At 73.0% G+C, this 18,778-nt stretch carries 16 protein-coding genes; 6 read left to right on the forward strand and 10 right to left on the reverse strand.

What is annotated here, in order from left to right; genetic code table 11:
* The 6 genes from ACY34I_RS08730 to ACY34I_RS08755 all read right to left on the reverse strand — a co-directional run bounded on the left by ACY34I_RS08730 (window position 1) and on the right by ACY34I_RS08755 (window position 7,096).
* On the reverse strand, window positions 1-1,554 hold the full coding sequence (locus ACY34I_RS08730) for a fused MFS/spermidine synthase (protein WP_462754085.1): 1,554 nt from the start codon (window positions 1,552-1,554) through the stop codon (window positions 1-3).
* Between the two features lie 36 nt (window positions 1,555-1,590).
* Window positions 1,591-2,631, reverse strand: coding sequence for a coiled-coil domain-containing protein (locus tag ACY34I_RS08735; protein ID WP_462754087.1), 1,041 nt, complete (start codon window positions 2,629-2,631; stop codon window positions 1,591-1,593).
* A 248-nt stretch (window positions 2,632-2,879) separates the two neighbouring features.
* Window positions 2,880-3,689, reverse strand: a complete 810-nt coding sequence (locus ACY34I_RS08740; RefSeq protein ID WP_462754089.1) for an inositol monophosphatase family protein — start codon at window positions 3,687-3,689, stop codon at window positions 2,880-2,882.
* Window positions 3,682-4,134: a response regulator gene (locus ACY34I_RS08745; protein ID WP_462754091.1), complete on the reverse strand. Its 453-nt coding sequence runs from the start codon at window positions 4,132-4,134 to the stop codon at window positions 3,682-3,684. The genes ACY34I_RS08740 and ACY34I_RS08745 overlap by 8 nt, the downstream gene beginning before the upstream one ends.
* Window positions 4,131-5,858 (reverse strand): sensor histidine kinase, encoded by a 1,728-nt coding sequence (locus ACY34I_RS08750; RefSeq protein WP_462754093.1) that lies wholly within the window; start codon window positions 5,856-5,858, stop codon window positions 4,131-4,133. The genes ACY34I_RS08745 and ACY34I_RS08750 overlap by 4 nt, the downstream gene beginning before the upstream one ends.
* A complete protein-coding gene (locus ACY34I_RS08755; protein WP_462754095.1) occupies window positions 5,855-7,096 on the reverse strand; it encodes a PP2C family protein-serine/threonine phosphatase in 1,242 nt (413 codons plus the stop codon). The genes ACY34I_RS08750 and ACY34I_RS08755 overlap by 4 nt, the downstream gene beginning before the upstream one ends.
* A 268-nt stretch (window positions 7,097-7,364) precedes the next feature.
* Between ACY34I_RS08755 and ACY34I_RS08760 the strand changes: the two genes are divergently transcribed.
* A complete protein-coding gene (locus ACY34I_RS08760; protein ID WP_462754097.1) occupies window positions 7,365-9,743 on the forward strand; it encodes a M28 family peptidase in 2,379 nt (792 codons plus the stop codon).
* Window positions 9,744-9,889: 146 nt separating this feature from the next.
* Complete coding sequence (locus tag ACY34I_RS08765) at window positions 9,890-10,339, forward strand: iron chaperone (protein ID WP_148793342.1); 450 nt, start codon at window positions 9,890-9,892, stop codon at window positions 10,337-10,339.
* 4 nt (window positions 10,340-10,343) lie between these two features.
* Here the strand turns inward: ACY34I_RS08765 and ACY34I_RS08770 are convergent, their stop codons facing one another.
* From ACY34I_RS08770 to ACY34I_RS08780, 3 genes are all read right to left on the reverse strand, one after another.
* Window positions 10,344-10,598, reverse strand: coding sequence for a Smr/MutS family protein (locus tag ACY34I_RS08770; RefSeq protein WP_148793341.1), 255 nt, complete (start codon window positions 10,596-10,598; stop codon window positions 10,344-10,346).
* A gap of 93 nt (window positions 10,599-10,691) precedes the next feature.
* Entirely contained in the window at window positions 10,692-11,060 is a 369-nt protein-coding gene (locus ACY34I_RS08775; RefSeq protein ID WP_462754100.1) for a tetratricopeptide repeat protein, read from the reverse strand.
* Between the two features lie 91 nt (window positions 11,061-11,151).
* Entirely contained in the window at window positions 11,152-11,922 is a 771-nt protein-coding gene (locus tag ACY34I_RS08780) for an ROK family protein (RefSeq protein WP_148793339.1), read from the reverse strand.
* An 89-nt stretch (window positions 11,923-12,011) separates the two neighbouring features.
* Here ACY34I_RS08780 and ACY34I_RS08785 point away from each other — a divergent pair, with 89 nt between their 5' ends.
* The 3 genes from ACY34I_RS08785 (at window position 12,012) to ACY34I_RS08795 (ending at window position 14,905) form a co-directional block, all read left to right on the forward strand.
* Window positions 12,012-13,649 carry an ABC-F family ATP-binding cassette domain-containing protein gene (locus ACY34I_RS08785; RefSeq protein ID WP_462754102.1) on the forward strand — a complete coding sequence of 546 codons (1,638 nt, stop codon included), beginning with the start codon at window positions 12,012-12,014 and terminating at the stop codon, window positions 13,647-13,649.
* A 38-nt stretch (window positions 13,650-13,687) separates the two neighbouring features.
* Entirely contained in the window at window positions 13,688-14,005 is a 318-nt protein-coding gene (locus ACY34I_RS08790) for a hypothetical protein (protein WP_148793337.1), read from the forward strand.
* 174 nt (window positions 14,006-14,179) lie between these two features.
* Window positions 14,180-14,905, forward strand: a complete 726-nt coding sequence (locus ACY34I_RS08795; RefSeq protein WP_462754104.1) for a methyltransferase domain-containing protein — start codon at window positions 14,180-14,182, stop codon at window positions 14,903-14,905.
* Window positions 14,906-14,909: 4 nt separating this feature from the next.
* Here ACY34I_RS08795 and ACY34I_RS08800 read toward each other — a convergent pair whose 3' ends face one another.
* Complete coding sequence (locus tag ACY34I_RS08800) at window positions 14,910-16,415, reverse strand: IS110 family RNA-guided transposase (protein ID WP_462754106.1); 1,506 nt, start codon at window positions 16,413-16,415, stop codon at window positions 14,910-14,912.
* 554 nt (window positions 16,416-16,969) lie between these two features.
* Here ACY34I_RS08800 and ACY34I_RS08805 point away from each other — a divergent pair.
* A complete protein-coding gene (locus ACY34I_RS08805) occupies window positions 16,970-18,631 on the forward strand; it encodes a glycoside hydrolase family 10 protein (protein ID WP_462754108.1) in 1,662 nt (553 codons plus the stop codon).
* The last annotated feature ends 147 nt before the right edge of the window (window positions 18,632-18,778 follow it).

The raw sequence follows: 18,778 nt of genomic DNA on the forward strand, positions 1-18,778 counted from the left end.
TCAGGCAGTCGCGAGGAGCTGGTCCACCGGGGCGTAGTCGTCGGTCAGCACCAGCGCGTCGCCGACGTACCCGGTCAGCTCCCCGCCGGAGAGCAGGCCGGCCGGCTCGGGCAGCAAGCCCAGCCGGCTCTGGACGCCGGCCAGCGGCAGCGGCGCGTCCGAGGCGACGATGAGGAAGTTAGCGCCGGACCGTCCTTCGATCCCGTAGGGCGGGGCGATCAGCGCGACGTGCCGGAACTCGGCCCGGACGGTGGCCAGCTCGGCCCGGATGAACCGGCCCGGCGGCACGTCGATGACGTTCTGCACGTAGATCCCGCCGGGTCGGAGCACCCGACGGACCTCGGCGGCCATCTCCCGGGTGGCCAGGTGCCAGGGCACGACCAAATGGCCGAAGGCGTCGCCGACGATGAAGTCGCGGCTGTCGGTGGGCTCGGCGCCGACCAGCACCCGGGCGTCCCCGATCCGGGCCCGCAGCTGCGGCCCGGTGCGTACGCCCAGCTCCCGCCGGTCCAGGTCGACCAGCCCGCCGTCGATCTCGAAGACCAGGTTGTCGGTGCCGGGCCGGGTCGCGGCGAGGTAGCGCGGCATGGTGAAGCCACCGCCGCCGAGGTGCAGGGCTTCGAGCCGCTGCCCCGCCGGCGCGGCCAGGTCCGCGACCAGGCCGATCCACTGGGTGTACGCGTACTTCAGGCGGGTCGGGTCGGCCAGGTCGACGTACGAGTGCTCGCCCGAGTTGAGGTAGAGCACGCGCCCCTGCGTCCACTGCGGGTCGGTCTCCACCTTCGCGCAGTGGTACGCGGTCTCCACGTCGCACGGGTTCGGGGCGACCGCGGACAGGCCCGCCGCGGCCAGGCCGAGCACCGCCAGGGCGGCCTTCACCCGGGTCGGGCCGGGCAGCCCGGTCCCCGACCGGCGGCGCAGGTACGCCCCGAGCACCAGCCCGGTCACCCCGAGCACCGCCGCCAGCCCGAGCACGATCACCGTGCTGGACAGCGCCGCCACCAGCACGAAGCCGGTGACCAGGGTGGCGGTGATCCCGCCCAGCGTGCCGATGCCGGAGAGCCGGCCGACCACCTGCCCGGTGCGGCGCAGGTCGGCGAGCTGGAGCTTGACCACCAGCGGGGTCACCCCGGCCAGCAGCGCCGCCGGCACCAGCACCGCCAGTGCGGTCAACAGGAGCACCCCGCTCGCCGCGCTGCCGCGCAGCGCCTCGCCGGCGTACCGGACGACGGGGAGGGTGACCGCGGTGGCGATGCCCGCCAGCACCAGGGCCGGGGCGAGCAGGGTGCGCGGGTCCCACCGGTCGGCGAGCCACCCGCCCATCCACGCCCCGTACGCGATGGCGCCCAGCGCCATGCCGATGACCGCGCTGGTCACCTGGAGGGTCACCCCGACGTACGGGCCGACCAGCCGGAGCGAGACGGTCTCCAGCACCAGCACGGCCCCGCTGGAGAGGAAGACGAGGAACGCGGCGAGCCCGTTCGGCAGGGCCCGGGGCGGGGCCGGGGCGCTCGGCGCCAACCCCACCTCGACGTCGGACGATGTGCTGCTCACCGTGGCGATGCTACGCAGCGTTCCCAGCGACCCGGGTCAGTACATCGAAACATGAACATGGTTTGTGTGGTCGGCGGCCGGACTGCCCCCGCCGCTGTACGACCGCCAGCCGGTGTTCGGCATCCAGATCTGCCGGTACCAGATCACGTACATGACGCCGAGCTTGCTCGCGTTGTTCTTGAGATAGCTGGCGAGGCTGTCCCCGTACGCCTTGTCGCCACCGGTGGCCGAGACGTTCTCGAAGCCGCCGCTGGCGGCGGAGAAGTCACACGCCCGCCCCTTCGGGTGCTCGCCGCCGCCACCACTGCGGTGGCAGGAGACGTACCGCTTGTAGCCGGCCGCCTTGGCCTGCTGGAGCATGTGCAACGTGCGCGGGGTGATGCAGCCGTCGGCCGGCGTCGGGTCGTCCACCGAACAGGACTCGGACGGCCACGAGCCGTCGGAGTTGCGCGGGGCCGGCTTCGCCGACCCGGCGCCGCCGCTGAAGCCGGCGCTGCTGCCGGAGCTGACCTTGGCCAGCGCGACCTCCGCGTCCCGCTTCTTCTTCGCCAGGATCGCCAACTGCTTCTGCTGCTCGCGGATCTCCGTGTCGATGGCCAGCTTGGCCCGGGCCGCCTCGGCCTTCGCCTCGTGCAGCGCGCGCAGCCGCGTGCCGTCCCGCTGGGCCATCACGTCCAGCTCGGCGGCGCGCTTGAGGAAGGAGTCCGGATCGGTGCTGGCCAGCAGCGCCGACACCGGGGTCAGCCGGCCCAGCCGGTACGACTGCGCGGCCACCTCACCCACCTGCGAGGTCAGCTCGACTAGGCGCAGCTCGAGCTGGGCGAGCTGCCCGGTCAACTCCTTCTGCCGCCGCTTGGAGTTGTCGAGCCGGGCCTTGGCCTCGATGTGGCCCTTCGCCGCCGCCTCGAGGGCCGCCCGGAGCTGCTTGCTGCCCCCCTCGTCGGGCGCGCTCGGGCTGGGTGCCGCGGCGGCGGGCCCGGCCGCGACGAGGCCGGCGCCGAGCAGCAGGGCCGCCGCGGCGAGCAGGGCGAGCAACGGCCGGCGGACGCGCCGCCGGATGAGCCTGGTCCTGGGCACGAGAGCGTCCTTCCGTCGACCGCCGGCCCTCGGTTGGCCGCCGCGCGGCGGCTGCTCCGCCGGCCCCGGACGGCGGCCCGCTGGCGGAGACCGCCGTCACGATACCGGACCACTCGTGCCGCGCCAGGCCCCCGACCTCGGCCGACACGAATCGTCGACGCAGCGTGCCAGTCCCGTCGCGGACGGCGAAAGGAAGGGTCCCCGGTTGGACCGGGGCCCCCTCTCAACACCTGGGGCGGGCCGCTCGCTCACCCAGCCAGTAGCGCCGCGCGGACGTCGTCCCAGATCTCCTCGCTGGCCGCGACCAGCAGGCCCCGGCCGTCGTCGGCCGGGTGGTAGTCGGTCCCGTCGAAGCGGCGGGCCACCCCGCCGGCCTCCCGTACCAGCAGCGTGCCGGGCGCGTGGTCCCAGGGCAGGGTGCGCCAGAAGAGGACGAACTGCTGCGCGCCGGTGAGCATGTCCAGGTATTCCCGCCCGGCGCAGTGCTGCCCGGGCAGCAGCTCGCCCATCCGCTCGCCGCCCGCCTCCACGGTCCGCCGGGTCTCCGGCGGCAGGAACCGGGTCATCGCGGTGCCCCGCAGGGCGCCGACCTCCGGCGCCGTCCGGCTGATCCGCACCGGCGTGCCGTCCAGCCAGGTGCCCGCGCCGGCCCGGCACGCCGCCATCGTGTCGGCCAGCGGGTCGTACACCCAGGAGGCCGCCGGCAGGCCGTCGGCCAGCAGCGCCACCATCAGGGCGAACGGACGCCGACCAGCGGCGAAGTTGGCGGTGCCGTCGATCGGGTCGACCACCCAGACGTCGCCGGCGCCGCGCAGGTGCCGCAGCAGGTCCGGGTCCTCGGCGACCGCCTCCTCGCCGACCACCACGGAGCCGGGGCGCAGCCGCCGCAGCCCGGCGGAGATCAGCTCCTCCGCCTGGCGGTCGGCGACGGTGACCACCTCACCCGGGGCCTTCTCGGAGACGTCGGCGTCGTCCAGCCGGCGGAACATCGGTACCACGACCTCCGCCGCGGCCGTCCGCAGCAGGTCGCCGACGTCGGCCAGCAGCGACTCAGCCACGCGGCGGCAGCTTGACCACGCTGACGAAGAACTCGTCGATCTGGCGGACCACCGAGATGAAACGCTCGAAGTCCACCGGCTTGGTCACGTAGGCGTTGGCGTGCAGCTGGTAGCTGCGCAGGATGTCCTCGTCGGCCTGGGAGGTGGTGAGCACCACGACCGGGATCCGGCAGAGCTCCTCGTCCTTCTTGATCTCCTCCAGCACCTCCCGACCGTCCCGGCGGGGCAGGTTGAGGTCGAGCAGGATCAGGTCGGGGGTGATCGCGTCCGCGTACTGGCCCTCCTGGCGCAGGTAGGCGAGCGCCTCGGCGCCGTCCGAGACCACGGTGAGGCGGTTGCGGAGCTTGTGCTCCTCGAACGCCTCCTGGGTCATCAGCACGTCGCCCGGATCGTCCTCGACCAGCAGGACCTCGATCGGACTCTTGCCGTCTGCCGGCGCGGTCATCCCACCGTCTCCTTCATGTCCCCCGTTGTACCGTCCCGGGTCGCCCCCGCGGGCGTCTCCTCCCGTCCCGCGTCCGGCTGCCGACCGACAGGCGCCGCCGCACCGTCCCCCGTCGCCGCCGGGTCCCCGGTCGACTCCGCACTGGCCGCCGGCTCGTCCCCGTCCGCCGCCGACGCCGCCTCGACGTCCGCGGGCAGGGTGAACCGGATCGCCGTGCCCTCCTCGGTGTCGGTGTCCACCCAGACCCGGCCGCCGTGATATTCCACGATCTTCTTGACGATGGCCAGGCCGATGCCGGTGCCCGGGTACGCGTCCTTGGAGTGCAGCCGCTGGAAGATGACGAAGATCTTGTCGGCGAACTCCGGCTCGATCCCGATGCCGTTGTCCTGGCAGCTGATCTCCCACTCGTCGCTGACCAGCCGGGCCGACACGTGCACCTTCGGCGGCACGTCCGGGCGACGGAACTTGATCGAGTTGCTCACCAGGTTGGCCAGCAGGTTGGTCAGCAGCGGCTCCTCGCCGCGGATCACCGGCAGCTCGTCCCAGGTCAGCTCGGCGTCGGAGTACTGGCGGGCCGCCTCGGTCTGGGCGGCCACGTCGCCCATCACCTTGCTGAGGTCCACCTCCGTGAAGCCGATGGTGAGGCGACCGATCCGGGAGAACGCGAGCAGGTCGTTGATCAACCGCTGCATCCGCTGCGCGCCGTCGACGGCGAACGCGATGTACTGGTCGGCCCGCTCGTCCAGCTGGCCCGCGTAGCGCCGCTGGAGGAGCTGGCAGAAGCTGGCCACCTTGCGCAGCGGCTCCTGCAGGTCGTGCGAGGCGACGTACGCGAACTGCTCCAGGTCACGGTTGGACCGGGTCAGCTCCTCGGCCTGCTTCTGGAGCTGGCTGTTGACCCACTCGATGCTCTCCCGGGCCTCGCGTACCTCGTCCAGCTCCCGGGCGATCTTCTGCCGCATGCCGTCGATGTCCTCGGCGAGGAGGCGGAACTCCGGCGGCCCGGAACCCTCGATGTGGTGCCGGTAGTCGCCGTCGGCGACCTCGCGTACCTGGCCCACCAGGGCGCCCAGCGGCCGGATCAGGATCCGGTCCAGCGAGAGCAGCAGCACCGCGCCGGCCACCGCCACCACCAGGGCCGCGGCGATCAGCAGCACGACCAGCAGGTTGCTGGTGCTGCTGACCCGGTCGGTGGTCTGCTGCCCGACGACGACGATCGCCTCCTGGAGCGTGTCGACCGAGGCCCGGACGCCCTCGAACTGCTGCCGGGTCTGGTCGGTGATCAGCGCCTGCCCGGCCTCCGGACCGCTCCGCTCGACCGTGGTGATCACCGGCTCGGCGACATCCGTGCGCCACCGCGCCGCCCGCTGCTCCACCACCGACAGCTCGCGCCGCACGTCCGGGTAGTCGGCGGCCAGCTTCTCCATCGAGGCGACCGTGTCGCGCTCCCGGCGCAGGCCCGCCTCGTACGGGGCGAGGTCCTTGCGGTCGCCGTTCACCGCGAACCCGCGGACGGCCGTCTCCTGGTCCAGCAGGGCGCTCATCAGCTCCTGGGCCTGGACCCGGAGCGGACCGGTCTTGATCAGGACGGCGTCGATGTTCTGCCGGTTCTTCTCGGCGACCAGCGCCTCGGCCGTGGCCAGCCCGAGCAGCAGCAGCAGGACCACGCTGAGCAGCGCGACCACCCGGCGCCGCAGGGTCCAGCCCGCCCGGTACGCCTTCACCGGCCGTCACCCCGGCTGACCAGCAGCATGGCGACGTCGTCGGCGAGCGGACCGCCGTTGAGCTGCTCGGCCCGGCCGACCAGCCAGCCGGGCAGCTCGGGCAGGGGCACCGCCTCGTTGGCGAGCAGGTCGGTGAGACCCGGTACGTCGAGCCGGTCGTCGCCGGTGCCCACCCGGCCCTCGATGAGCCCGTCGGTGTACATCAGCAGGGACCAGTCGCGGGTGTCGAACTCCAGGTCGAACGCGACGGGCCGGCGCGGTCGCACCCCGAGCAGCAGGCCGTTGCGGGCCGGCACCGGGGCGACCTTGCCTCCGCTGAGCAGCAGCGGCGGCGGATGCCCGGCGAGCCGGACGGTGGCCCGGTTGGCCGCCAGGTCGAGCCGGGTGGTCGCCACCGTGGCGAAGATCTCCTGGAGCCGGCGCTCGCTCATCAGCACCTGCTCCAGCGCGGGCAGCACCTCGTCGTCCGGCACCCCGGCCATCACGAGGGCCCGCCAGGCCACCCGGAGCTCGACGCCGAGGGCGGCCTCGTCCACGCCGTGGCCGCACACGTCGCCGACGATCAGGTCGATCCGGTCCGGCCGGGTCTGCACCACGTCGTAGAAGTCGCCGCCGATCAGCGCGGCGTGCCGGCCGGGACGGTAGAAGGTGTGCACCGACACCTGGTCGGTGGTCATCAGCGGCTGCGGCAGCAGGCCCCGCTCCAGGCGGGCGGACTCGGCCTGGCGCAGCTCCACCTCGCGCAGCCGGCGGGCGTTCTCGTCGGCCCGCTTGCGTTCCACCGCGTAGCGCAGGGCGCGGGCCAGCAGCACCCCGTCCACCTGGCCCTTGACCAGGTAGTCCTGGGCGCCCTCGGCCACCGCGACGATGCCCAGGTGCTCGTCGGAACGGCCGGTGAGCACGCAGACCGCCGCCCCGCTGGCCATCTCCAGCACCCGGCGCAGCCCGTCCAGGCCCTGCGCGTCGGGGAGGCCGAGGTCGAGCAGGACGCAGTCGACCCCGGGCACCCGCTGCCGGGCCTCGCTGAGGCTGGTGGCGACCAGCAGGTCGATGTTGGCGTTGGTCTCGGCGAGCAGCTCGCCGACCAGGAAGGCGTCGCCCTCGTCGTCCTCGACCAGCAGGACCCTCAGCCGCTCGCCGGGCGGCACGTTGGGGTGGTGCCCGAAACCGCCCTGCGGAACGGCGCGCGGGGCGACGGGGGGCCCGGGGAGACCGGGTCCCCGGTGCGGCCGGGTCACCGCGGCGAGACGCGGGAGTTCGCTGGTGATGTCGGACTCCTTCCGAGTGCCCTGCTGATCCTGTATCAGACAACGGTCGCACACAACACGACCGGCGCCGGGGCGGGCGGACCCACCCTCGGGGCAGCGGCAGGGCAGGAGACCGATGTTACGCGGCGCGGCTGGTCCGGCCCCGGCACGCCCGCCGGGGCCTGCCCGGGTGGGGAGTGTCGCCGCGGTCGGTCGGGGGGCAGGATGAGGCCACCTCCGACCACCCCGAGGAGTTCCCGTGGGCGTACCCCCCACCCGGCCGGCCGACCGGGCGCTGGCCCGGCCGCGCCGCCGGCTGCTCGCCGCCGCCGCGGCGCTCGCCGCGCTGCTGGCCGTCGGCGCGGGCGTCCTCGTCGACCTGGCCACCCCGGCGCCGCGCCCCGCCGCCGCGCCCGCGGACCAGTTCAGCGCCGAGCGGGCGTACGACCAGGTCAAGGTCATCGCCGCGCGGCCGCACGTGGCGGGGAGCCCGGCCAACGACCAGGTCCGCGAGCACCTGGTGGCCGTGCTGCGCGGCCTCGGCCTGGAGACCGAGGTGCAGGACACCGTCGCCCCGGAGGCCGGGCAGCTCAAAGGGGCCGCCGGCGGGGCGACCGTGGCCCGGGTACGCAACGTGGTGGCCCGGCTGCCCGGCACCGCCTCCACCGGACGGGTGTTCCTGGTGGCCCACTACGACTCGGTGCAGTCCGGCCCGGGCGGGAACGACGACGCCGCCGGCACCGCCAGCATCCTGGAGGTGGCCCGGGCCCTGACCGCCGGCCCGCGCCCCCGCAACGACATCGTGTTCGTGCTCACCGACGCGGAGGAGGCGTGCCTCTGCGGCGCGTCGGCCTTCGCCGCCAGCCACCCGCTCGCCGCCGGCGGTGGGGTGGTGCTCAACCTGGAGGCGCGCGGCTCCACCGGCCCGGTGGTCATGTTCGAGACGTCCCGGGACAACGCGAAGCTGGTGGACGTCTTCGGCCGGGCCGCCCCACACCCGGTGGGCACCTCGTTCGCGGTGGAGATCTACCGGGTGCTGCCGAACGACACCGACTTCACCGCCTTCCTGGACCACGACTTCGTCGGGCTGAACTCGGCATACATCGACGGGGGCGCGGTCTACCACACGCCGCTGGACGTCCCGGCGGCGATGGACCGGGGCAGCCTCCAGATGCACGGCGACAACGCCCTCGGGCTGGCCCGCGAGTTCGGCCGGACCGACCTGACGAAACTGGGCTCCGACCACGACGCGACCTACTTCCCCGTGCCGGGCGGCCTGGTCCGCTACCCCGGCTGGCTCACCCTGCCGCTGGCGCTGCTCGCCCTGGTCGCGGTCGGCGGGCTCGGCTGGCTGCTGCGCCGGCGCGGCCGGGCCAGCACCGGCCGGCTCGCCGCCGGCGTCGGGTTGGCCCTCGTGCCGGTCGTCGTGGCCCCGCTGGGCGCGTGGCTGCTCTGGACCGCGGTCACCGCGCTCCGCCCCGGGTACGCCGAACTGCTCGACCCGTACCGGCCGGTCTGGTACCGGCTCGCCGTGGTGGCGCTCGCCGCGGCGGTCCTGCTCACCTGGTACGCGCTGACCCGCCGGTGGGCCGGTCCGGCCGCCCTCGCGTTCGGCGGGCTGACCTGGCTGGCCCTGTTCGGAGTGCTGCTCGCCGTGCTGGTGCCGGGTGGGGCGTACCTGACCACCCTGCCCGCGCTGGCCGGCGCCCTCGCCGGCCTGGCGGCGCTGGCCACCCGGCTGGACGGTCCGGGGCCGATGATCGCGGTGACCCTGGCCGGCACGGTCGCCGTGGTGATCCTGCTGCCGACCGTGGTGCTGCTCTTCCCGGCGCTCGGCATGGCGATGGGCGGGGTGGCGGCGCTGTTCGCGGTGCTGCTCGGCCTGGCCGCGTTGCCGGTGGTCGACCTGCTGCACCCGCAGGCCGGCGGCCAGCGCGGCCTGCTGGCGCTGCGGGCCCGCCGGCTGGCTCCGCTGCCGGCGGCCGCCGCCGGGCTCGCCGCCGTGGTGCTCGCCGGGGTCGGCCTGGCCGTGGACCGCTTCGACGCCGCCCACCCGGTGCCGACCCACCTGATGTACGCCTTGGACGCCGGCACCGGCGAGGCCCAGTGGCTCAGCCGCGAGGCCGAGCCGCAGCCGTGGACCGCCGGGTACGTCGACGGGATCGTCTCCGCGGCCGACGACTTCCCCGCGCTGGGCGACGCCAGGCTCCGCAGCGGCCCGGCGCGAGCGGCCGACCTGCCCGCCCCGACGTTGCAGGTGCTCGCCGACACCACCGTCGGGGAGCAGCGCACCCTGCGGGTCCGGGTGACCCCGCAACGCCCGGTCCGGCTGCTCTCGCTGCACGTGGACTCGGGGACGGGGGTGGAGTCGGCGACCGTCAACGGGATGGCGCTGGGCATCGGCCGATACACCAGGGACCACCCGTGGGGCTTCGGCATGGTGTTCCACGCCCCGCCACCGGAGGGCGTCGAGATCACCCTGGTGGTGGCGCCCGGGCACCGGCCGCTGCTGCGGGTCATGGACGCCAGCGACGGCCTGGCCCGCGTACCCGGGTTCCGGCCCCGCCCGCCCGACGTCGGCGTGGTCGGCTCGCACAGCTCAGAGATGCTGGCGGTGGCCCGCACGTACCCGCTGTGACCCGCGCTTCCGGGCCGGGGGCGGCGGGCCGCCTCGGCCGGCGCCCGATCCGATCAGGAATCAAGAAGCGGCCGGTTGTCGTCGTGCCTAGCCTTTCTCATGGCCGGCATCGCGCCGAGCCTTGAGCGTCGAAAGGCAACCTGGACATGCCCACGAAGAACCCCCAGACCGAGTCCGCCGGCTTCAGCGCCGAGGAGCGTGCCGCGATGAAGGCGCGCGCCGCCGAGCTGCGCGCCGAGGGCAAGAAGGGCGCCAAGAAGGCCGACGACCTGCAGGCGACCCTCGACAGCATCGCGAAGATGACGCCGGAGGATCGTGCGCTCGCCGAGCGCGTGCACATGGCGGTGACCACCACCGCCCCGGAGCTGTCGCCGAAGACCTGGTACGGGATGCCCGCCTACGCGAACGCGGACGGCAAGATCGTCGTCGCCTTCAAGAACTCGGGCAAGTTCAACACCCGCTACTCGACGCTGGAGTTCCAGGACGCGGCCAACCTCGACGACGGGGACCTGTGGCCGGTGTCGTACGCGATCCAGAAGTGGAGCCCCGCGGTGGAGAAGAAGATCGTCGAGGTGGTGCAGGCCGCGGTCTCCTGAGGCACTACTTCCAGCGGAAGTGCACGAAAAGGCGGCCGAAGTTCTTCGAGTCCTTCTCGACCCGGTGGTAGAGCTGCTTGACGTCCTTCTGGTCGAGGAAGCGCAGCACCCGCTTCTTGAGCTGGCCGGAGCCCTTGCCCGGGATGATCTCCACCAGGGTGGCCTTCTTCGCCACCGCCTCGTCCATGATCCCGCGCAGCGCGCGATCAATGTCGTGGCCCTTGTTGTAGATGTCGTGGAGATCGAGCTTGAGCTTCACCAGCCCATCGTAGGCGCGCCGGGTCTCCGGACCCGGAGACGGCGAAGGGCAGCCCGTCGCGGGCTGCCCTTCGCCGTCTCGTATCAGTGGCGGTCAGCGACCACCGCTGACCCGGCTCTCCACCCGGCGCAGCGCCTCGGCGTAGTCGGCGTTGGTCGAGTGCATGGCCGCCGCGATGCGCAGGTGCCGCAGCGCGTCGACCGGCCGGTTCAGCCGTTCCAGCGTCCGGCCCAGCACGTGGTGCGCATAGTGGTCGCTCGGGTCCCGGTCGACCAGCTCCCGGAGCTGCTCCTCGGCCCGGGTGAGCTGGGCCGACTGGAAGTAGGCCCGGGCCAGCAGCTGCCGTACCGAGGAGTTGCCGGGCTCCGCCTCGACGATCGGCTCGAGCAGCCGGGCCGCTCCGGTCGGGTCACCCGCTTCGAAGAACATGGTCGCCCGCCGGTACTCCGCCAGAAGATCCACTCGACCCACCTCCTCGTGTCGCACCGCCCTTTATCCGACGCTGGCACAACACCAGCGGGACCGCGAGTGTTCCGGCGATCGAAGTTGGCGGTCAGCTCGTCGGGTCGTACCGGTCGCCGACCAGCTCCCAGGCCCGGACACCGCCCACGATCCCGGCCGTGTTCGGGACGACCACCACGTCGTCGCCCATCCGGGCCAGTTGTTCGGGGCGGATCAGCCGCGAGTTGCCCCCGCCAAGATAGAGCCGGTCCCAGCGGAAGACCGGGCGCAGCCCCTCCACCACCTGCCGGATCCGCCGCGACCAGAACGCGTCGCCCAGGCGCCGGCGTTCCGGCTCCCCGATGTACGTGTCGTAGGTGGTGTTCCAGCGCACCGGCGCGTGCGACAGCTCCAGGTGCGGGGCGAGCACCCCGCCGTCGAAGAGCGCGCTGCCCAGCCCGGTGCCGAGGGTCAGCACCAGCTCGCAGCCGGTCCCGGCGACCACGCCCGCGCCGTGCACCTCGGCGTCGTTGAGCACCAGCGCCGGGATGCCGAACGCCTCGGCCAGCGCGCTGCGCGCGTCGTACCCGGACCACTCGGCCACCAGCTTCGGGTCGATCTTGCTGCGCGGCCCGGACCGGGTGACGTAGTGCGGGGTGGCCACCACCACGCCGTGCCGGATCATGCCGGGCATCCCGACCGTGAGCCGGTCCGCCGCCGGCAGGCTGCCCGCCAGGTCCAGCAGGGTCTTGACGAAGAGCGACGGCGGCAGCGGGTACGGCGTCGGCACCCGTACCGGGCGGGCCCGCATGGTCCCGGCGGCGTCCAGCACCGACGCCTTGATCCCGCCACCGCCACAGTCGATCGCCAGAGTGGTCACCACGGCAGTGAGTCTCCCTCAGCTTCGTCACGTTCCGAGCCCCGGTTGTCCGATCGACCGCGGCGTGGCGCGCCGGTAGGCTCGATCACCTGATGAGCGCCACGTTGATCGCCAAGGACCTCACCGCCGGACACGCCGACCGGTTGCTCTTCGCCGACCTGGACCTGGTCGTCGCCGCCGGCGACGTGATCGGGCTGGTCGGGGTGAACGGCGCCGGCAAGTCCACGCTGCTGCGTACCCTCGCCGGGCTCCAGCCACGCGAGCAGGGCTCGGTGGCGTTGAACCCGCCCACCGCCACGGTCGGCTACCTGCCGCAGGAGCCGGAGCGCCGGCCGGGCGAGACGGTCCGGGACTTCCTGGCCCGGCGTACCGGGGTGGCGGCGGCGCAGGCCGCGCTGGACGCGGCGACCGAGGCGCTCACCGCCGGGGCCGAGGGCGCCGACAACGCGTACGCCGAGGCCCTGGAGCGCTGGCTCGACCTCGGCGGCGCGGATCTGGACGAGCGGGCCGAGCAGGTGGCCGCCGAGCTGGGGCTGGCGGTCGACCTGGACCACCCGATGACCGCCCTCTCCGGCGGCCAGGCGGCCCGGGCCGGGCTGGCCTCCCTGCTGCTCAGCCGGTACGACGTCTTCCTGCTCGACGAGCCCACCAACGACCTGGACCTGGCCGGGCTGGACCGGCTGGAGCGGTTCGTCACCGGGCTGCGGGCCGGGACCGTGCTGGTCAGCCACGACCGGGAGTTCCTCACCCGGACGGTGACCCGGGTGGTGGAGCTGGACCTGCACCAGCGGCAGGTCCGGCACTACGGGGGCGGCTACGCAGCCTACCTGGAGGAGCGGGAGGTGGCCCGCCGGCACGCCCGGGAGGAGTACGAGGAGTACGCCGAGACCCGCGCCGACCTGGAGGCCCGGGCCCGGATGCAGCGGGCCTGGATGGAGAAGGGCGTGAAGAACGCCCGGCGCAAGGCCACCGACAACGACAAGATCGGCCGCAAGTTCCGCACCGAGTCCACCGAGAAGCAGGCGGCGAAGGCCAAGCAGACGGCGCGGCTGATCGAGCGGCTGGAGGTGGTCGAGGAGCCGCGCAAGGAGTGGGAGCTGCGGATGGAGATCGCCGCCGCGCCCCGCGCCGGCACCGTGGTGGCCTCGCTCCGGGGCGCCGTCGTACGCCGGGGCGGCTTCACCCTCGGCCCGGTGGACCTCCAGATCGACTGGGCCGGCCGGGTGGCGATCACCGGGGCGAACGGCTCCGGCAAGAGCACCCTGCTCGCCGCGCTGCTGGGCCGGCTGCCGCTGGACGAGGGCCACGCCGCGCTCGGCCCGGGCGTGGTGGTGGGCGAGGTCGACCAGGCCCGGGGGCTCTTCCTCGGCGACCAGCCCCTGGTGGACGCCTTCGGCGCCGCCGCACCGGAGCTGAGCCCGGCCGACGTGCGGACGCTGCTGGCCAAGTTCGGCCTGCGCGCGGACCACGTGCTGCGGCCGGCGGCGACCCTCTCGCCCGGCGAGCGGACCCGGGCCGCGCTGGCTCTGCTCCAGGGGCGCGGGGTGAACCTGCTCGTGCTGGACGAGCCGACCAACCACCTGGACCTGCCGGCGATCGAGCAGCTCGAGTCGGCCCTGGCCAGCTACCCGGGGACGCTGCTGCTGGTGACCCACGACCGGCGGATGCTGGACGCGGTGAGCGTCAACCGGCGGCTGCGGGTCGACGCCGGACGGATCGCCGAGGACTGATCCGTGCCGGCCCGGTCGCGCGGGGTGACAATGAGCCCATGCTCAAGTGGGAGTACGCGCTGCTGGTCCGCCGTCGCCAGGCGGCCACCACCGACACCGGGTGGGAGGTCGTGTTCGTCTGGTACGGCCCGGACGGCTCCATGGTCGACGTCACCCCCTACGGGGACACCGCGCTGGCCCACCTCAATCGGGCCGGCGACCAGGGCTGGGAACTGGTCGCGATGAGCGAGGACCCCTCCCTGCCCGGCAACAACGAGCTGCACCGCTACCACCTCAAGCGGCCCAAGCCGGCCGTGGCGCCGCCCCGCCAGCGGGTCCGGGGCGCCAACCGGGGCCGCCGTAGCCTCTCCGGCTGACCCGACCGCCGGCCCCGCTCTGCGTCGCCGGGCTCGCGCCGGCCGGTCACCGGCCTCGGTAACGCCGGTCGCCGGCCCCGCGCCGGCGGTCGCCGGGGCGCCTCGGTGCCCGCCGACCGGCGATTCGAGGCATATCGGGCGAGGATGCGGGTATCGCGCGCCCGGAGGTGCCGCATGGTCACGATGGCGCAGTCCCCACTCTCGGCGGAGCGGCTGAGGATGATCGACGGGTTCCTCGTCGAGGCGTGGGCCGATCTGGCCCGGCACGACGAGCGGCTGCGCGCGCTCCCCGTGGAGGTGCGCTTCGACCGGGGGGTCGCGCACCTGAGCGGCGAGGTCGCCGATCCGGCCGAGCTGCGCCTGGTCCGGGACATGGTGGGCCGTCTCGCCGGGGTGCTCGGCGTCTGGGGCCGGGTGACCGTCGCCGGGCGGGCGCCGGTGGTGGTGGACCTGGGCTGCGGGGCGACCAAGCAATGGCCGGGCAACCTGGGGCTGGACATCTATCCGGCGCCGGGGGTGAACGCGGTGGCCGACCTGTCCGGCTCCCTGCCGCTGGCCGACGACTCGGTGGACGTGTTCTTCGCGGTGCACATCATGGAACACCTGATCGACTTCCTGCCGTTGTTCGACGAGTGCCACCGGGCGCTGCGGCCGGGGGGCGTGCTGCACGTGATGAGCCCCTGGTGGCGGCACGTGAACGCGGTCGCCGACCCCACCCACGTACGGCTGCTGGACGTGCAGACCTTCAAGGGCATCTGCGGTCAGCGCCCGCCCGGCACCCCACGCTGGTACCCGCTGCACGTCGGCTGCGACGGCGCCTCCGTCTTCGCCGACCTCACTCCCCTGGCCCCCGACGCCCCACCCCCACCCCCCTACCACCTGGCCCGCTTCTTCGACTGATGCCCTATCGAGGGTCAGCTGTCAAGGTGGTGGCTGGCTTGACCTTCGTGGTGGAGTGGTTGGACGATCGTGGGTGGGGAAGGTCGCCTCGTTTGTCGGCGCTTCGCGCGTCTGACCTGACATGTCCCGCGAGGACTCGTTGAGGGGCCTTCCCCACCTTTGTGGTGGTGGTTTTGGTGCTGCGTCGGCGGGTGCGGACGTCGGTGGGGACGGTCCACTGCTCGGCGATGATCTTCTTCGCGTCGGCGGGGTCGATGGGTGTGCCGTCGGTATCGCAGATGACGTAGGGCATGCCGCGGCGCATGACGGTCCAGGCGCGTTCGGCGAGGCGGCCAGCGACCACGCAGAGGGCTTTGAGATGCTCCGCGCCGCGTTCGACCATCTGCGTGTAGTAGATCTTGGCCAGTTGCGGGTCTTGTTTGCGGGCGTGGTCGGCGGCGCGGATCAACGCGGCGCGGGCCAGCCGGGATCCCGCCTTTGACATGGGCTGGCCTTTGCGGTCGGTGTTGCCGGTCTCCGACGCGCGGGGCGCCAGGCCGAGGTAGGACTTGAAGTGCGCGCCGGAGGGGAACCGGGCGGCGTCGCCGATGACCGTGGCCAGGACCGGGCCGCCGACGGTGGCCAGACCGGGCAGACTGCGGGCCAACTGCCCAGGGTCAGCCCATCGGTAGGCGTCCTCCCTGGCGGTGGCGTGGGCGGCCAGCTCGGCGTCTATCGCGGCCAACAGGCGGACTTCGGTGGCGACTTCCGCGGCCAGGTCAGCCAATGCGACCGCGGGGTGCTCGGCGTAGAGGTCGACCGCGGCGCGGGCTGAGGCCAGCCACTGTTCAGCCCGGGCGGCGCCTTGCTGATGGCGTGACGCCTTAACGATCACCGCGGTCAGCCGGACGGGCCCGACCTTGAGCAGGGCCCGAGGGTCGGCCCAGCGGGCCAGCACCGCCAGGTCGGCCTTGCCCAGGTCCCCCGTCAACGGAGTCAACGGCATCAACTGCCGGACCTTGTGCTCCGAGGCCGCCTGCGTCAGCCGGTCACACGCCCGCACCCGCCGGTCCAACGCCGCCTGCTCGGCTGCCGGCAGCCGCAGCGGCCGAACCCCGTCCGGATCGACCAACGGCAGGCGAGCCAACGTGTCGGCGTCGATACCGTTGGACTTGGCGTGCCGGGACAGGAACCGACGCAGGTCCGCCGCACGCGCCGAGGACACCCGGAACACCGTGTGCCCCCAGGCGGTGAAGAACACCGCGACGGGCAGCCACGCCGGACCCGTCGGCTCGATCACCACCTCCAACCGGGTCCCGTCCGCCCCAGCCAACGCCGCCTGCTCGATCGCCGTCAAGCTCTCCACGCTCGGCTCACACCGCCGGCGACACACCTGCCGGCCAGCCTCGTCCAGCACCCGCACCGTATGCGCCGAGGCGATACCCAGATCAATGCCCACCAGCCGCCGCTGCACCATCCCTACCTCCTGCTCACCGGCCACCGCCGACTCCGGCGGCCCGAGCAAGGGCACCCCTTCACCGCCACGGTCCCAAGGAGGCAGAGCGCCCCGACGACGGCTCCCACTCATGTGCTGCAACCGGACCCGACCTCGACAGGGTCGGCCCACTTCCCTCATCCGGGGCATCCGTGGCCAGGCCAGCAGTGGCAATCAGTCGAACGAGGCGAAGCCCTCAGAGCCCTACTCGACGCCACCCACCGAACCAACCGGGATGCTCATGCAACCCCAGAACCACCGGGCTGATCAAGCACCGGAGTCCTTTACATGAGCCCGCCGCGCCCCCGCCCGGATCCGCGCCACCGGAGGGGCGGGGTGGTCAGCGACCCATGGCGGCAATCCGACACCACCCGTGTCGAAGAGGTCACGGTCGGCTCTGTGCCGACGGTCACCCTCGGGCGTTCGGTCCGACCTGCCCATCGATCCGTCCGCAGGTCTTGCGCCGTCCCGTGATTGATGAAATTTTCCTACCGGCGGCGAAAGCTCTGCGGCGAATCTTTCCGGAGGCGCGCCCCGGCGTCCGTCGCCACCCGAACCCTCCCGGAGCCCAACGAAGGGAACCGCACCGCATGAAGGCAACTCGGCTCAGAGCGGCCGGGCTGGCCGTGGCGCTGCTCGGCGCGCTCGTCGCCGGCACCCCCGCCAGCGCCGCGGAGAGCGACACGGCGACCGACACCACCTCAACCACCTGCGTCACCGACCCGGCCACCCCGAAGCGGCAGTTCCGGGCCATGTGGATCGCCTCGGTGACGAACATCGACTGGCCCACCAAGGCCTCCTGGACCGACCCGGACCAGGTCGCCAAGCAGAAGGCCGAGTACCTGGGCTGGCTCGACCTGGCCCAGCAGCTCAACCACAACGCCGTCGTGGTCCAGGTCCGCCCGACCGCCGACGCGTTCTGGCCCTCGCCGTACGAGCCGTGGTCGGAGTACCTGACCGGGGTACGCGGCCAGGACCCGGGCTGGGATCCGCTGGCGTTCCTCGTCGAGGAGTCGCACAAGCGGAACCTGGAGTTCCACGCCTGGTTCAACCCGTACCGGGTCTCCATGCCAGCCCCGGGCGGCGCCGGCGCGGACCTGTCGAAGCTCGCCCCGAACGCCCCGGCCCGCCAGCACCCGGACTGGGTGTTCGCGTACCCGCCGGCCGGGGTCGCCGGCAGCCGGCTCTACTACAACCCCGGCATCCCGGAGGTCCGCGAGTTCGTCCAGACCGCGATGATGGACGCGGTCAACCGGTACGACATCGACGGCGTGCACTTCGACGACTACTTCTACCCGTACCCGAGCGGCACGTACCAGTACCCCGACAACGCCACCTTCGCGCAGTACAACCGGGGCTTCACCAACCAGGCCGACTGGCGGCGGGACAACATCAACCTGCTGATCCAGGAGATGAACGCCAAGATCAAGGCGGTCAAGCCGTGGGTGAAGTTCGGCGTCAGCCCGTTCGGCATCTGGCGGAACAAGTCGGCCGACCCGAACGGCTCGGACACCACCGGCTCGCAGTCGTACGACATCATCTCCGCCGACACCCGTAAGTGGATCAAGGAGGAGTGGATCGACTACGTGGTGCCGCAGCTCTACTGGTACATCGGCCAGTACCCGGCCGCCGACTACGCCCGGCTGGTGCCGTGGTGGGCCGAGCAGGTGCGCGGCACCAACGTTCAGCTCTACATCGGACAGGCCGACTACAAGAGCGGTGAACCGGCGTACGGGTCGTTCTGGATGAACCCGAACGAGCTGTCGGACCACCTGACGCTCAACCGGTCGTACCCGGAGGTGCTCGGCAACGTGCACTTCTCCGCGGTGCAGGTGAAGGCGAACCGGCTCGGCGCGACCGACATCTACGCCGCCGAGCACTACTCCCGCCCGGCGCTGGTGCCGGCCATGGCGCAGCTGCCGGCCAAGCCGCTGCTCTCCCCGGTGATCACCGGGGCTGACCGGCAGGCCGACGGGGTGCACCTGACCTGGCGGCAGCCGGCGAACGGCAAGGGGCCCTTCGGGACCGCCACCTCGTACGCCATCTACCGCTTCGACGGCACCGGGAAGGCCGGGGCGTGCGACTTCGCCGACGCGTCCCACCTGGTGGCGACCGTCCAGGGCACCGACGGTGACGTGCAGTCCTGGGTGGACGCCGACGCGGCGGCCGGTCAGAGCTACACGTACCACGTGACCCCGCTCGACCGGGGCTGGCACGAGGGCCCGGCCAGCCCGGCGCGCGTCGTGGACTGACCCGCCTCGAATGCCCCCGGCCGCTCCGGCGACCGGGGGCATTCGTCTGTTTCGACGCATGTCACCAACCGGTCGCCTCCATGATCGCTTTCCGTCGGGGCATTGATCGATACTGGTCGACGTCCGGCGATCGCCGGCACCCGTCCC

The organism is Micromonospora sp. RTBAU3-60 (genome assembly GCF_054963695.1).

Excerpts from the sequence above, each read along its gene's own strand:
- ACY34I_RS08790 (WP_148793337.1), top strand. The coding sequence starts at position 13,688 with ATGCTCAAGTGGGAGTACGCGCTGCTGGTCCGCCGTCGCCAGGCGGCC.
- ACY34I_RS08765 (WP_148793342.1), top strand. The coding sequence starts at position 9,890 with ATGCCCACGAAGAACCCCCAGACCGAGTCCGCCGGCTTCAGCGCCGAG.
- ACY34I_RS08745 (WP_462754091.1), bottom strand. The coding sequence starts at position 4,134 with ATGACCGCGCCGGCAGACGGCAAGAGTCCGATCGAGGTCCTGCTGGTC.
- ACY34I_RS08785 (WP_462754102.1), top strand. The coding sequence starts at position 12,012 with ATGAGCGCCACGTTGATCGCCAAGGACCTCACCGCCGGACACGCCGAC.
- ACY34I_RS08805 (WP_462754108.1), top strand. The coding sequence starts at position 16,970 with ATGAAGGCAACTCGGCTCAGAGCGGCCGGGCTGGCCGTGGCGCTGCTC.
- ACY34I_RS08795 (WP_462754104.1), top strand. The coding sequence starts at position 14,180 with ATGGTCACGATGGCGCAGTCCCCACTCTCGGCGGAGCGGCTGAGGATG.